Origin of the sequence: Chitinophaga pinensis DSM 2588 (assembly GCF_000024005.1) — a bacterium.
Lineage (GTDB): Bacteria > Bacteroidota > Bacteroidia > Chitinophagales > Chitinophagaceae > Chitinophaga > Chitinophaga pinensis.
The window spans coordinates 1,229,580-1,243,883 of sequence record NC_013132.1 but is presented as its reverse complement, the minus strand read 5'-3'; the positions used below and the strand labels follow the sequence as shown (position 1 = coordinate 1,243,883).

Genomic DNA, 14,304 nt, shown 5'->3' with positions numbered 1-14,304 from the left:
TTTCCCTGTCTATTTTTCTTTGATCTTCGCTTGTATATCTTCCCAGGAATAATAATGGAATACTCTTCCATTGCTCATGGCGACAAACATTCCCTTCGGGAATTTACTTCCCAGCGGAACAGCCGTCACTTCTGAACCATCGCTCTCCAGTGTAGATACCGGTACCTCTGCCATTAGTTTATGTTCATTCGCTGCTCCATTTTCACCCTCTCTTCTGTAAATCATGAATGAATTATTCTGCTGATTGGATACCAATAAATATCCTGTCGAATCAGATGTCGGGTAAATGGAAATACCCTCATGATCAGAAACAAATCCTTCTTTGGCAAACAATGCCAGTTCCTTATTCTCCCATTTCGCCGGATCAGCTAAATACTTACGTACGCCAACCGTTTCATCAGAATAATAAACGTATCCCAGCTTGTTATCCACCGCAATAGATTCTATCTCTTTTTTACCGCTGTAAGCGCCGAATTTTCGTACCAGGCGGCCCTTTACTACCCCGTTTTCATCCACAAGGCGGTATTGCCAGAGATATCCTTCAGCAGGACCACTCTTGCGGCCGACAATGGCGAAAATAGCGGCATCTTCCGGACGGGTGTACATCGCTACTCCCATCGGAGCGCGTTCTTTTTCCCCCTCGAATACCGGTATACCACCACCATCAACCGGCGTCAGCTCAGGCAGACGAAATATGCGGATCGTATTTGTTTCACGTTCTGTCAGTACGGCAATATCCACCGGCTGACCATTCAATTTGAAGCCGTAAGCGATGTCCACATTGTTCGGGCGTTTTAAACCCAATACCTTGTTGACAATTTTCCCCTCAAGATCAAAGGCATACAATCCTCCATCACTATTCTTATCGGTGCCGATGATGAGGCTTTTCAATGTATCTGCTTTATTGATCCAGATGGCAGGATCGTCTGTATCATGGCCTGTTTCCTGTGTAACCACTACCGGCTTGATACCATCCTGTCTTACAACAGTTTTTGCTGAATTCACCTGGCAGGCGCCAAATATTACGAGACCGCTTAAAGGCGCCAATATATTCTTTAACATGTATCTTATCTATTTAAGAAAACAATAAACTACAAGTCGAACTTCACGCCGAAGTTGTATCTCGGACGATAGTATTCTGCCTGCATAGTCCTGGAAGAAATACCCTGATAGTAGCGCAGTGGCTGGTTAGTCAGGTTGTTTGCTTCACCGAATACTCTTAAAGTCTTCGTCAGCTTGAAAGAAGCATTCAGATCCAGGAAGAATTGTTTATCATAAAAACGATCGTCAAAATCATCACCACCCAGTTCATCCAGGTAAGAAGCGGTATAGTTACCGGACAGTCTTGCCGTGAAACGAGGGTTCTCATAAGACAGGGAAGCATTGAACATATGAGGAGCAGTACCTGGTAAAGATACATTGTCACGTTTGTCGCCATCCGCATTGTAAATACCGTCTGCTTTAGATTTGGTATAAGTATAATTTACATACACACCGAAGCCTTTCAGGAAACCTGGCAGGAAATCCAGCTGACGTTGTAATGCAACTTCAAAACCATATACTCTTACATTATCGCCGTTACGCGCCTGTTTGTATACCCACTCTTCACCGGCAGGGATCGGGTTGGTAGCTACGTCTTTATAATCAGCTGCAAATTTCTCAGTAGTGTAAGCATTATCTCTGTAAGTGTAGATAAAGTCGCTGATGCTCTTATAAAACAGTCCTCCGGACAGGATACCTACTGATTTGAAATACTGCTCAGCCATCAGGTCGAAGTTCCATGCATAAGCTGCTTTCAGAGATGGGTTACCTGCACTCAGTTCTGCATCATCAGCAACACTGCTTACATAAGGAGCGATGTCATAGTAGTTAGGACGCGCGATAGAAGTTGTTGCTGCTGCACGCAGTACCAGATCACTATTTACATTGTATTTGAATGTAACGCCAGGCAGCACGTTTGTGTAACTGTTGGTTACTTTACGTTGTCCTTCCAGATCTTCTTCTTCAGCTACTACGTTACCTTCATAATTGATGTGTGTGTTCTCAACACGTACACCTGCAATCACAGACAGTTTGCTGGTCAGGTCCTGATCCCAGCGGATATAACCGGCAGAGATCCTTTCTTTTGCGTTGAAGTTTACCGCGAGGTATTCAGCAGGGTTATCGTTCTTCTCAAATTTAGAAGCGTCATCCAGTTGCTGTGCACCCAGGAAAGTATTTACTACAAACGTACCCGGTACATATTTTTCACCTGGCTGATAACCTTTACCGCTGATGTTGATATTGGAGATTTGTGCCAGGTTACCGAATTCGGTGGTTGGCTCATATTCAAAGAAGTTATTCACCCTTTCTTTATCCTTCAGACGCAGACGTGTACCAACACGCAGACGGCCTTTCTGACCAGGTACCACGCTCAGTGGGAAACGCAGGTTCAGTTTGAAGCCATATTCGTTTTCTTTGGTAAAATCGTGGTTTTCTGACAGGGACTTGAAGCCGAAGTCTTCATCTCTCACACTAGGCGCAGTTGCCAGCGGGAAACGTGGATTGCTCACGTCCAGGCTCACCGGACCATCATCCGCACGGTACTCGATATAACGCTCATTTGGTCTGTCTTCACTTGCTCTTGAATAGCTGGCAGACCAGTCCAGGTCTACTTTGCTACCCAGCAGGTGTTCACCACGTACGGAGTAGTTCTGTACGCGCTGGTCTTCCAGACGACGGCTTTTGTTACGGCCATTATCGATACCACCTTTGGTTTCACGACGTATGGAACCAACATAACCGGTGATAGCGTCATTCGCATCATACTCAGGTTCGATATCAGTTAAACGCAGGCGGTAACGGTTTTCTCTGTCATCGCGCCAGTTGTACATAGCAGAAGCGTAGATCGTGTTCTTTGCATTGATCTTGTAATCCAATGCTGCGGATGCACTTCTACGGATACGCTGTACATTATATTTACGTACTTCTGATTCAGAAACAAAAACATTACCGAAGTCATCTTTACTCCAGGTAGCTTCCATATCATCGGAACCATAGTCATTATTATTATAAGAAGCACTTACTACCGCACCCAGTTTGTTGTTGAAGAAACGATTCGCCACTACCAGTCCGCCGGTATATAATGCTTTACCACGGATCGGGTTTACTCCACCGGAAGCAGTAGCAGATACACGCAGACCGTTTGGCGCTGCACGGGTTACCAGGTTTACGGAACCGCCGATCGCGTCAGCGTCCATGTCAGGTGTCAGGGTCTTATTCACTTCGATGGTCTGTACCATATCTGAAGGGATCAGGTCCATCTGCACACGACGGTTATCACCTTCAGCAGAAGGGATACGGTCACCGTTCAGGGTCACTGAGTTCAGTTCCGGCGCTAAACCACGGATAATGATGTTACGGGCTTCACCCTGGTCATTCTGCATAGTGATACCAGGAATACGCTTGATCGCATCACCTACGTTTGCATCCGGAAAACGACCGATCTGGTCAGCGGATACGATATTAGTAATATTAGGATTGTTACGCTGCTGATTGAGGGCTTTCGCCTGACCACGGAGACGGTCTCCGATTACCAGCACTTCTTTACCTGCAATACCGCCAGCTTCAAGTTTCAGTTGCAGGTCTGTTGCTTTCCCGGAAGCAACAGTCACTTCCTGTGTGAATGTCTGATAACCAATATAAGTTACTTCCAGGGTATAGGTACCTGCAGGTACACCCAGGAATTCGAATTTACCCTGCTGGTTGGAAACAGTGTAATGATTACCTGGTTTTAATTTTAGCGTCGCACCAGGCAGGGATAAATGCTGGTTCTTATCGACGATGTTACCGGTCACCAGGCCGGCGGTCTGTCCGAAGCATAAAATGCTCATCCAGGAAAAAAGAATGGTGAATAGAAATTTTTGCATATCGGTAGTGAGTTAATCCGTTTACTCCGCAAAGGTGCATTTGGGAGTTGCTGAAGCCAAATTAAGGGGGTATACAAAAAGGATACACCGTTACAAACCCCGTGAACAAGCAGGCAACAAGCGAAACAAAACAGATCTAACTTATTGATATACAATATACAAAACCGTAACAAAATGCCTGTTAAGAAAATATTACCGCAACATTAAGGGAATGTTAACTGGGGATACACTGCGGTTTCAGATGGTGTCGCTGACTGGGGTCCGTTAAGTACATTGATGTTGCTGTTGTGCTGATTTGGGATTGGATAGAGCTTTAGTTGTATACAGGGGACGGGCTAAGGTCCGCTTTACCATCTGAAAGCCTGCGCTATATTTATGGGTCGCTTTGGAACTTTTAGAAGTTTAAGGTGGAGATGATTGGGGTAGGATAAATGCTTTAGAGGATAGTTATCCTTCATTGATCCTTCATTCAAAAACGGAAGTTCAACGTAGGATAACTATCCACTGACTATACTAAAAGCATATTTATCTGGAGGTAATTGCCCTGAAAACGAGCCTATTTAGGGAGAAAGGATATCAGATTATCGAAACTGACCTTATCAAATATTAAATTGACGCTGTCAAATATAATGGCTTATAAACTCTGAATAAATGCAGTCAGGCTCTCACCCTGTTGCAAATTTAACTTCTTTCGCAGCCGGTATCTTACTACCCGCAAACTATCTGTAGAAATACCTAATAAGGTGGCAATATCCCCGGACTCCATATTCATCTTCAGTAATGCTACCAGGCGTAGGTCATTGGAAGTCAATGTATCACAATACCGTTTCAGGTTATCAAAAAATGCCTGGTGCACCTGTTCGAAGATATTTCTGAAGTCTACCCAATACTGATCGTGGTTAAAACTATGGTTGATCTGTGAAAGTAATTGTTTCAGCTGTTTCTTCTGATCGCGTTTGTCTTCCTTGACCATTTCATCTAGGCGCACACGCAATTCCTCCAGCAATTGATTCTTCTGAATGAGATGTAAGGTATGTGTTGTCAGTTCGCGGGAGCGGACTTCCAGTTCTTCTTTCAGTTTACCTTCCTGGAGCTGTTTATTCTGTAAGGCGGCTTCCATCAGTTCCTTTTCTGTTTCAAAGATCTGCCGGTGCTGCATACGCAGGATCTGTTCATTACGGATCTTCAGTCGCTGACGGCTGATAATCAATAATCCCAGGGCGACAAGTAATAATACAACGAGCACGATGGCCACGGTCATAATCCGGTTGGTCTTCCGGGCATTCTGCAGACGTTCTATTTCGTTATTCTTCTTTTCAATGTCATAAACAGACTGTAACAGGGCTACCTGTTTGCTGTTTTCATCTGAGTAGGTTTCCAGCAGGTACTGGCGACTAAGCTCCAGGTAATAAAATGCGCTGTCATTGGTCCCTGCCAGGTGATGTGCTTTGGCAAGATCACGGTAAGCGCCACTGAGCTGACGTTGTTCATGTAACTCAAGGGCGAGTACCAGGGCACGACGTGTCTGATAGAGCGCTTCCGGGTAATGGCCTGTTTTACGGGACACGTCTCCGAGATTATTAAGTATTTCTATACGGGCCAGTTTATCACCGGCTTCCATATTCAGGTCAAGTGCTTTTTTAAAATACCAGGCGGCAGAGTCATAAACTGCCTGATCCTCATATATACTACCGATATTCTCATAGATCTTGGACATGCCTTTTTTGTCGTCCGCCAGCAGATAGGTCGTAAGGGCGTGTCGTTGGTACAGAAACGCGCTGTCGTAATCCTGTTCTTTCTCATAGAGATGACCGATCATACCATAGGTAAGGGCGACACCCGCATTATCATGCACAGAACGGTAGATATCAAGGGCTTGCTCATAATGCTCACGGGAGCGTTCGGGCTGTTTATTATAATAATACAGTACCCCGACCTCATTAAGATTGCCGGCCAGCTGACGGGAGGCGTTTGTTTTACGATAAATGCTGATCGCCTGCAGGTGGTAGTCCAGCGCCTGCGGAAAGTGCCCCAGGTGAAAACAGACCTGTCCCATCTGGGAAAGGCAGTTGGCTGCTGCCTGCTGATCTTTCTTTTCGATGGCCTGGTTATAGGCATTCTTCAGCTCCAGGAAGCTGGAATCCGGCTTAATCTGTTCATAATCATCGTTATCGAACTGTTGCAGTTTTGAAAGCTTTTCATTTTGTGCAGGCAGTTGGACGGACAATAGTCCGCCTGAAATCAACAGTAGAAAGAAACGCATCGCAAACATAATCAGCAGATAAAGCGCAAAGAAACGGCTTGAATGTTATCTTATTGTTAAGCGGACGAGGCTTCTGTCGTATTTCAGGCAGAATGGGGATACTGCTTCCGACGCATCCGGATACAGCAGCCTGCATCACTTCTTGTTATGAGCAATAACCTATAGTTATTTAATAGCACATAACTCATTCATTTACAACAGACAATTAAATCATAACTTTCCCTTTCCGGCACCATAGTCTACTGAACAAGTAGATTGATTTATATTTGCGAATCAATTCATAGCTTTAAGGTGTGTAAACAACAACAAAATGGCAGACGAGATACAAGCTTTTAATGATTACCGCGCCAAAATGAACGAGGTAATCCTGGGAAAACAGAATAAGGTCATTAACCGTTTATTTAACCTTGATACAAATACTTACGCTGAGGGCGCGTTGAGCACCAAAGTGAAAGAAATGCTGGGATTGGTTTCATCAATGGTGCTCCGTTGCGATGACTGTATCAAATATCACCTGGGAAAATGCCACGAACAGGGCATTACTACAGAAGAAATGTATGAGATCTTTGCCGTAGCTAACATTGTTGGCGGTACTATAGTGATACCACACACCAGAAGAGCAGCCGAATACTGGGAAGCATTACAGCAACAGGAACAGGCATAATAAAAGGGGGAAGTAGTAATATTCCTTTTTGCGTAAACCGTAAAGAGTAACAATTCGTAACTTTGCCCACCGTTTTTTTCTTTTTCTTTAAAACATTCAGATGTCAACAGCTACTATAGCTCCGCAGACGTTAACGGCGAAGGATTTTGCAACGGACCAGGAAGTACGCTGGTGCCCAGGTTGTGGAGACTACTCGATATTAAAACAAGTACAGACTATTATGCCCGGTCTGGGCATTCCTAAGGAGAATATTGTGATTGTATCCGGTATCGGTTGCTCCTCACGTTTCCCTTATTATATGAACACTTACGGCATGCACTCCATCCATGGTCGTGCTACTGCTATCGCTTCCGGTCTGAAAGCTGTACGCCCTGAACTGAGCGTTTGGGTGGTAACCGGTGATGGCGACGGTCTCTCTATCGGGGGTAACCATACCATTCACTTACTGCGCCGTAACTTCGATATCAATGTGATGCTGTTCAATAACCAGATCTATGGTTTGACGAAAGGCCAGTACTCTCCTACTTCAGAAGAGAACAAAGTGACCAAGTCCACTCCTTTCGGCAGTATCGATCACCCGTTCAATCCGCTGGCACTGGCACTGGGAGCAGATGCTACCTTCATTGCCCGTAGTATGGACCGTGATCCGAAACACCTGCAGGAAATGTTGAAACGCAGCCATGCACATAAAGGCGCTTCCTTCCTGGAGATCTACCAGAACTGTAACATCTTTAACGATGGTGCATTTGAAATCTTTACTGAAAAAGGCAGCAAACTGGAAGAAACCCTGATGGCAGAGCAAGGTCAGCCGCTGATCTTTGGTGCACAGAAGAATAAAGGTATCCGCCTGGACGGTTTAAAACCTGTTGTGGTGGAACTGGGTGGCGAATACAGCGCTGATGACCTCTGGATCCATGACGAAAAAGATTTCTATAAAGCACAGATTCTCACCCGCATGTTCGACGATGCTCGTATCGAAGGCCACCTGCCACGTCCTTTCGGCGTGTTCTACCAGGCTTTCCGTCCTACTTACGAAGAGCAGCTGAACTTCCAGACAGAAGACGCACTGGCTAAAAAAGGCCCTGGCGATCTGGATAAATTACTGGCAGGTAAAGAAACCTGGACTATCAGATAGTTTATTACCACCACCAATAAAAAAGAAAAAGCCATCCTGCTTCGGCGGATGGCTTTTCTTTTTATACATGTCTTTGTATTAATGTCCTGTAATTGCTGCCGGATCAAACAATACCTTATAAAGTAATATCACCCCAAATACAATCAGACTCACTCCGGCTATCCTGTTCAGCCATACCACATTGCTCAGTGTCAGCTTATGCCTGATTTTATCAGCTACAAATACCTTCAGTACGTCGGTGGACAATACCCAGGCCAGACAGGTCAGGTACATCACTACACGGTGCCCGACCGTAGTAGAACTGTTGGCCACACATACACCCAGCCAGAAGATGATCACCCCCGGATTCAGCGTGTTCATCAGAAAACCGGCCAGCCATATTTTCAGATAATCATGTGTGCGGAACATTTCAGGACGCTCGTCTCCCGTACTGATGGTGACCTTTTTAAAGAACAGGCCATAGATCCCCATGCATACCAGGAGAATGCCTCCAACGATGCCGATATATTGTTTGTATTCTTCAAGACCGGTAATGAAAGACGTAGCCAGATTGCCCGTCAGTACAAAAAAAATATCACTGAATGACACTCCCAAAGCGAAGCTGACCCCTGCCTTAAAACCGTTGTTAATACTATACTTTATAATGGCAAAGATGACAGGACCTACCGATATTGATAGAAAGAGGCCCAACACCATGCCCGCTGCCAGTGCTGCTATCATGCGCTACAAAATTCCGTCGCCGTTACTCTTACGGCTATCCTTAGTAATAAAAAAGGGTAACTTTAATTGCTGAAAGTTACCCATCTTTTTATTAATAAAATCGTTAAAATTCTTAAACTGACTTCACGCTCAGGAACTGTTCCCAGTCTTTCAGCTTGTCGCCTTTCATTACACGCGGGAACTTATTCATCGCACCTTCCTTACCTTTCGCTCTCATATAGTCAATGAATACTTCGTTCGGCAATACTTCTACGAACAGCTCTTTCAGGGCGGAAGTTCTTTCCACTGCGTAATCGTCATTCACTTCACTCAGTGTCTGATCGATGATCTCACGTACACGGTTACTGTCTACATTCACATCATCAGTACCAATGTACCAACGGTGTGCAAACAATCCGTCATACGGGAAGCCTGCTACGGTGAATTCTCTGATGGTAATACCCATCTTCTTCTGCACCATATCAATCGCCTTGTTCATGTTGTCGATACTCATGTGTTCTCCGCAAAGACTGAGGAACTGTTTCGTACGACCAACAATGACGATCTCATGTTCTTTCACGGAAGTGAACTTCACCACATCGCCGATCAGGTAACGCCATGCACCCGCACAGGTAGACAGCATCACTGCATACTCAACATCTTCCACTACTTCATGGATCATGTAAGCCTTTGGATTAGGCTTCACTTCGCCATCAGCAGTAAAGTTTTCTTCGTTGAATGGAATAAACTCATAGAAGATACCCGTATTCAGCACCAGCTTGATACCACGTACACCTGGCCTTGCCTGGAAACCGAAAGAACCTTCGGAGGCCATGTAAGTTTCGATGAAGTTGATCGGCTTACCGAGTAATTTCTGGAAGCTGTCACGGTAAGGTTCGAAAGATACCCCGCCATGAATATATACAGCCAGGTTCGGCCATATTTCGTGAATGTTCTTTACACCGTGATACTTGATGATCTCGGCTAATACGATCTGCACCCATGCAGGCACACCACATACTGTTCCTACGTCCCATTGTTTCGCCTTACGAACGATCAGCTTGATACGCTGCTCCCAGTTTGGCTTCCTGGAGATATTACCTCCCGGCTTATAGAAACGTCTGAACCAGCGCGGAATGTTCTTCGCCTGGATACCGCTCATATCTCCTTCGTAGTAGTCACCTTTCTCATAAAGGGCAGTAGTACCACCCAACATCAGGATACCTTTCGTAAAGGACTTAGGGGGAATATTGAAGTTCGCCATGGAATAAAGCTGCTTTACGCCCACTTTCTTGACGTTTTTCAGCATATCCTTGGTAACCGGAATATGTTTACTGGCCGACTCCGATGTACCGGAGCTCAGCGCGAAGTATTTGATTTTTTCAGGCCAGCTCACGTTTGCCTGTCCTTCCAGACACTTATGCCACCATTCAGCGTGCATCTTGTTATAGTTATGCACCGGTATGGTAGAACGGTACTGAGCCGTGATATTGGGACTGTTCAGGATTTCCTGGAATTTGTAATGCTGTCCAAACTGCGTGTCCTTCGCCTTCCCCAGCAATCTCCTTAATACCTGTAGTTGGTATTGGCGGGGCGTCCCTAACTTAAATGTGAATTTCTTCCTGATGCGCAGTGACCTGGATATAAGATTACCTAAAATGGCCATTTAATTTTCCTTCTCATTTATTAGCTGCAAAAATACGCCGATTTTAGATTGCGACGGCCGGAATTTGAATCAGTGGTATTGACCACTGGCAATCTTACACAAACATATTAACAAAAACGATATGGTTAGAAAAAAAATTCCCGCGTACCTTTGCCCCATGTTAAAAGCTACCCTACTCAAAGCAACAAAAGCCGGCGGAGATGTTCTACAGCAATACTTTAACGGCTCTTTTGAGGTCACCAGCAAAAGTTCAGTAAATGACCTCGTTACCGAAGCCGATAAGAATGCAGAAACGGCGATTTTCAGTGTGATCAGGGAACACTTTCCCCAGCACTTTATCCTGAGCGAAGAATCCGGAGAACTGGTCTCTGACTCCAATGTCAAGTGGATCATCGACCCCCTGGATGGTACGGTTAACTTTGCACATGGTATTCCGATCTGCTGCGTGTCTATCGGCGTAGAGCAGGACGGTGAAATGATCCTCGGGGCTGTTTACAACCCATTCCTGAACGAGTTCTTCTTTGCCGAAAAAGGACAGGGCGCTTACCTGAATGACAAACGCATCCGCGTATCCGCAAAAACAGAAATGAATAAAGCCTGCATGGTAACCGGTTTTCCGTATACCTGGGGTGAATATACTCATAGCCCGATCGAAGTGTTTGAGTACTTCGTAAAGCAAGGTCAGCCGGTACGCCGCCTCGGTTCTGCCGCTATTGATCTCTGCTGGGTAGCTACCGGTCGCTTTGACGGTTATTACGAACACAGCCTCAACGCCTGGGACGCCGCTGCCGGCTTCCTGATAGTAGAAGAAGCAGGTGGTAAAGTAACTGACTTCAAAGGCAACCGCTACTCTCCCTACCAGCGTACGCTGATAGCCACCAATGGCCTTATCCACGAGCCGCTGATAGATATCGTTAACGGTAAATACTAATTTTCATACACCATGAGTGACGAAAGAACAGAGATTAATTCCTTAGGGGAGTTCGGACTGATAGAACTCCTTACAAAAAATATCGAAATTCAACAGGCAAGCACCATCCTCGGAGTAGGCGACGATGCAGCTGTCATTGATCATTTCGGCCGGCAGACAGTTATTTCCACTGACATGCTCGTGGAAGGTATTCACTTTGACCTGATGTATACCCCGCTCAAACACCTGGGTTATAAATCTGTCGTAGTAAACCTCTCCGACATCTATGCCATGAATGCAACGCCTACACAGATCACCGTGAGTATTGCATTCAGCAACCGTTTCTCCGTAGATGCCCTGAGCGAATTCTACGAAGGCGTTTATGCCGCCTGCGAGAAATACGGCGTAGACCTGATAGGTGGCGATACCTCCTCCTCTCAGAAAGGCTTTATCATCAGCATCACCGCTATCGGTGAAGTCGCTCCTGATAAATTTGTAAAACGCTCTACTGCACAGAAAGGCGATCTGCTTTGTGTATCCGGGGATCTGGGCGCCGCATTCCTGGGTCTGACAATCCTCGAAAGAGAAAAGAAGATCTACCTCGAAAGCCCGCAGTTACAGCCTGACCTGGAAAACCAGAGCTATGTGATCGGCCGCCTCCTCAAACCGGAAGCCCGCCGCGATATCATCAGCTTCCTGGAAGAACAGGATATCCACCCTACTTCCATGATGGATGTAAGCGATGGCCTCAGCTCTGAAATCCTGCATATCTGCAAACAAAGCAACCTCGGTGTGAAACTCTATGAGGATAAAATTCCTATCGCCAACGAAACAAAGGAACTGGCGCTGAAATTCAGCCTGGATCCTACTGCGGCAGCATTGAGCGGAGGGGAAGACTACGAACTGCTGTTCACCATCAAACAGGAAGACCACGATAAGATCGTCCTGTCAGAACAGATCAGCGTAATCGGCTACATGGACGATATCAGCGAGGGCGCACATATCCTGACAAAAGGCGGCAACAAATTCAAACTTGTTTCGCAGGGATGGAATGCCTTTCAGCAATAAATAAATTTATCGGCTCAACACCGGACATAAAAAAAGATCGCAAGTCAGTTGACTTGCGATCTTTTTTTATCTGATTTCACCTTGTTCAAATTTCCACTAAGCCATCTGCTTTTAGTGACGAAACATATGATCCCCGCCTCAGCGGAAGCGCCCGCTACCGTGTTTGACGAAACCAGTAAAGCTTTCGGAAACATGGAAGATGGATATTAGTGGACGCCTTTCCCTTTTATACACACAAAAATTAAAAACTACCCGCCAGTCTCCGCTACATTCAATTCTTAATTCTTCATTCCTAATTTTTAATTGACTTCAACGATCACCGTCTGACTATTATGCGTCGGCGGCAATATCCCCGAAAACACACAGAATTTCAGATGATAAATACCCGGTGCATCTGGCATGATCACCTCCATACGTATTAACCGTCTTTCAATAGCCCTGCTGACAGCGAGGTCTGATTTCACGCCATTCTGTGCCTCCAGGAAAGCATACCCCACAACGGCTTCATTAGCTTTATCAACAGGTACCTGCTGACCATAACCATTCTTCAGATGCAGAATAAAAGGCATCCGTTCTCCCCTTTTCACCTTCACTTTTTTCATAGCAGGTTCCAGTGTTATCAGGGAATAAGAATAATACGGATCTGCGCTGTAAGCGTTCCATGGTCCTTTTACGGTATTGAAGCGCTCTGAAAACGGCAGTTTGTTATCAGGCGTAAATGTGATCATAGCCGGCTTACCCCACAGCTGTTTCTCTGTATCCCAATAGTTATACTGATTACGGCGGTTATAGCGGTTATTGATGACATACGCCAGTTCGCCACTATAGAACATATACTTGGAAGGCCATTGATAACTGTTGATGAATACAACGGGTCTGCCGGCAGCATGTTTTTTCATCTCTTCCGCCCAGGGCTTGTTATGATGAATCTCAGGACGGATTGTTACCTCCGGCATAAAATCCCACACCATATACACCCTGGTAACCATTACCAGGAAAAGCGTCAGGATAGCGAGATAAGGCATGATGCGCAGCGACCATTTCAGGGAACGTCTCCTACGTACAGCCTGATGGGCCAGTATCATCGTTGGTGTAAACAACATCACCGTCCAGTTGGTCTCTACCCTTCCTTTGAACGTGCTAAGAAGGAAAAACGCCAGTACGCCGATCACGCTGAATTTAAGCGCTCTTTCAAAAGCACTCTGAATCGGACACACAAACGCATAATACAACACCAGCCACCCGGCTACAGGCCCAAACAACAACAGCTGTCCGAGTATGTATTCAATGGTGTAATTGACACTATAACTGCTGGCATTTCGTTCTACCAGGTGATACTGTAATGACGGGAAATTATGCGCATACTGCCAGTAAAGATGCGGCATGAAAAGAATGGTCGTAATGATACAGGCCACATAGAATTTAAATACACGCAGCAGGTTCAGATTGGAGATCAGCGTAAAGCCGACAATCAGAATACCATGGTATTTACTATAGAACATCAAGGCCATACTCAGGCCCAGCAACAATGTATTCTTCCAGCTTTGCTGCTCCAGGAAATTACGGTATATCAGGAAGAAGAGAGCAGTAAAAAAGATCAGCGGAATATCAGGAACGGCCAGTATACCACCCAGCTGCATAGCGCCCATGAGACACAGCAACAGGTAAAACAGTTTATTATCCCTGCGGGGGATCAGTTTATCCGTTATGATCAGCGTAAGCAGGTTGAGTATAACCATCCCTAAGCGCACGCCAAATTCATTATGGAACAGGCCATATCCCAATTTGATCAGCAACGCCACCATCGGCGGATGATCGAAGTAGCCCCAGTCCAGGTGACGGGAATATACCCAATAATAGGCCTCGTCATCCATCAGCTCTGTAAATCCGGCCTGGAACAGGGCTAGTAACAGCCATATCAGGAGGAAAAGATGCTTATACTGGTTCTTCTTAAAATATGCTGCGATGGCCATGTGTATTACAGGTTGAAA

Annotated in this window: 10 protein-coding genes; 4 read left to right on the top strand and 6 right to left on the bottom strand. The window is 45.6% G+C overall.

The features are described 5' to 3' along the window. Positions 1 to 9: 9 nt before the first annotated feature. The 3 genes from CPIN_RS05115 to CPIN_RS05105 form a co-directional block, all read right to left on the bottom strand. Complete coding sequence (locus tag CPIN_RS05115; RefSeq protein ID WP_012788709.1) at positions 10 to 1,062, bottom strand: phytase; 1,053 nt, start codon at positions 1,060 to 1,062, stop codon at positions 10 to 12. Between the two features lie 29 nt (positions 1,063 to 1,091). Next, complete coding sequence (locus CPIN_RS05110) at positions 1,092 to 3,908, bottom strand: TonB-dependent receptor (protein ID WP_012788708.1); 2,817 nt, start codon at positions 3,906 to 3,908, stop codon at positions 1,092 to 1,094. Between the two features lie 634 nt (positions 3,909 to 4,542). After that, the gene (locus CPIN_RS05105; protein WP_012788707.1) at positions 4,543 to 6,180 is read right to left on the bottom strand and encodes a tetratricopeptide repeat protein; all 1,638 of its coding nucleotides are present in this window, start codon (positions 6,178 to 6,180) and stop codon (positions 4,543 to 4,545) included. 301 nt (positions 6,181 to 6,481) lie between these two features. On the opposite strand from CPIN_RS05105, the gene CPIN_RS05100 reads away from it, so the two are divergent. Together CPIN_RS05100 and CPIN_RS05095 are read left to right on the top strand one after the other, a co-directional pair. Next, a complete protein-coding gene (locus CPIN_RS05100; protein ID WP_012788706.1) occupies positions 6,482 to 6,835 on the top strand; it encodes a carboxymuconolactone decarboxylase family protein in 354 nt (117 codons plus the stop codon). Between the two features lie 100 nt (positions 6,836 to 6,935). Then, the gene (locus CPIN_RS05095; protein WP_012788705.1) at positions 6,936 to 7,970 is read left to right on the top strand and encodes a 2-oxoacid:ferredoxin oxidoreductase subunit beta; all 1,035 of its coding nucleotides are present in this window, start codon (positions 6,936 to 6,938) and stop codon (positions 7,968 to 7,970) included. A gap of 78 nt (positions 7,971 to 8,048) precedes the next feature. Here CPIN_RS05095 and CPIN_RS05090 read toward each other — a convergent pair whose 3' ends face one another. After that, entirely contained in the window at positions 8,049 to 8,690 is a 642-nt protein-coding gene (locus CPIN_RS05090; protein ID WP_012788704.1) for a LysE family translocator, read from the bottom strand. A 112-nt stretch (positions 8,691 to 8,802) separates the two neighbouring features. Further along, complete coding sequence (locus tag CPIN_RS05085; RefSeq protein WP_012788703.1) at positions 8,803 to 10,335, bottom strand: GH3 family acyl-acid amido synthetase; 1,533 nt, start codon at positions 10,333 to 10,335, stop codon at positions 8,803 to 8,805. A 157-nt stretch (positions 10,336 to 10,492) separates the two neighbouring features. On the opposite strand from CPIN_RS05085, the gene CPIN_RS05080 reads away from it, so the two are divergent. Together CPIN_RS05080 and thiL are read left to right on the top strand one after the other, a co-directional pair. Next, positions 10,493 to 11,266, top strand: a complete 774-nt coding sequence (locus CPIN_RS05080) for an inositol monophosphatase family protein (protein WP_044217911.1) — start codon at positions 10,493 to 10,495, stop codon at positions 11,264 to 11,266. A gap of 12 nt (positions 11,267 to 11,278) precedes the next feature. After that, on the top strand, positions 11,279 to 12,313 hold the full coding sequence (gene thiL / locus CPIN_RS05075) for a thiamine-phosphate kinase (RefSeq protein ID WP_012788701.1): 1,035 nt from the start codon (positions 11,279 to 11,281) through the stop codon (positions 12,311 to 12,313). Positions 12,314 to 12,612: 299 nt separating this feature from the next. On the opposite strand, the gene CPIN_RS05070 is transcribed toward thiL, so the two are convergent. Then, positions 12,613 to 14,286: an ArnT family glycosyltransferase gene (locus CPIN_RS05070; RefSeq protein ID WP_012788700.1), complete on the bottom strand. Its 1,674-nt coding sequence runs from the start codon at positions 14,284 to 14,286 to the stop codon at positions 12,613 to 12,615. Positions 14,287 to 14,304: the final 18 nt, after the last annotated feature.

Excerpts from the sequence above, each read along its gene's own strand:
- CPIN_RS05085 (WP_012788703.1), bottom strand. The coding sequence starts at position 10,335 with ATGGCCATTTTAGGTAATCTTATATCCAGGTCACTGCGCATCAGGAAG.
- thiL (WP_012788701.1), top strand. The coding sequence starts at position 11,279 with ATGAGTGACGAAAGAACAGAGATTAATTCCTTAGGGGAGTTCGGACTG.
- CPIN_RS05105 (WP_012788707.1), bottom strand. The coding sequence starts at position 6,180 with ATGTTTGCGATGCGTTTCTTTCTACTGTTGATTTCAGGCGGACTATTG.
- CPIN_RS05095 (WP_012788705.1), top strand. The coding sequence starts at position 6,936 with ATGTCAACAGCTACTATAGCTCCGCAGACGTTAACGGCGAAGGATTTT.
- CPIN_RS05080 (WP_044217911.1), top strand. The coding sequence starts at position 10,493 with ATGTTAAAAGCTACCCTACTCAAAGCAACAAAAGCCGGCGGAGATGTT.
- CPIN_RS05070 (WP_012788700.1), bottom strand. The coding sequence starts at position 14,286 with ATGGCCATCGCAGCATATTTTAAGAAGAACCAGTATAAGCATCTTTTC.
- CPIN_RS05100 (WP_012788706.1), top strand. The coding sequence starts at position 6,482 with ATGGCAGACGAGATACAAGCTTTTAATGATTACCGCGCCAAAATGAAC.
- CPIN_RS05090 (WP_012788704.1), bottom strand. The coding sequence starts at position 8,690 with ATGATAGCAGCACTGGCAGCGGGCATGGTGTTGGGCCTCTTTCTATCA.
- CPIN_RS05110 (WP_012788708.1), bottom strand. The coding sequence starts at position 3,908 with ATGCAAAAATTTCTATTCACCATTCTTTTTTCCTGGATGAGCATTTTA.
- CPIN_RS05115 (WP_012788709.1), bottom strand. The coding sequence starts at position 1,062 with ATGTTAAAGAATATATTGGCGCCTTTAAGCGGTCTCGTAATATTTGGC.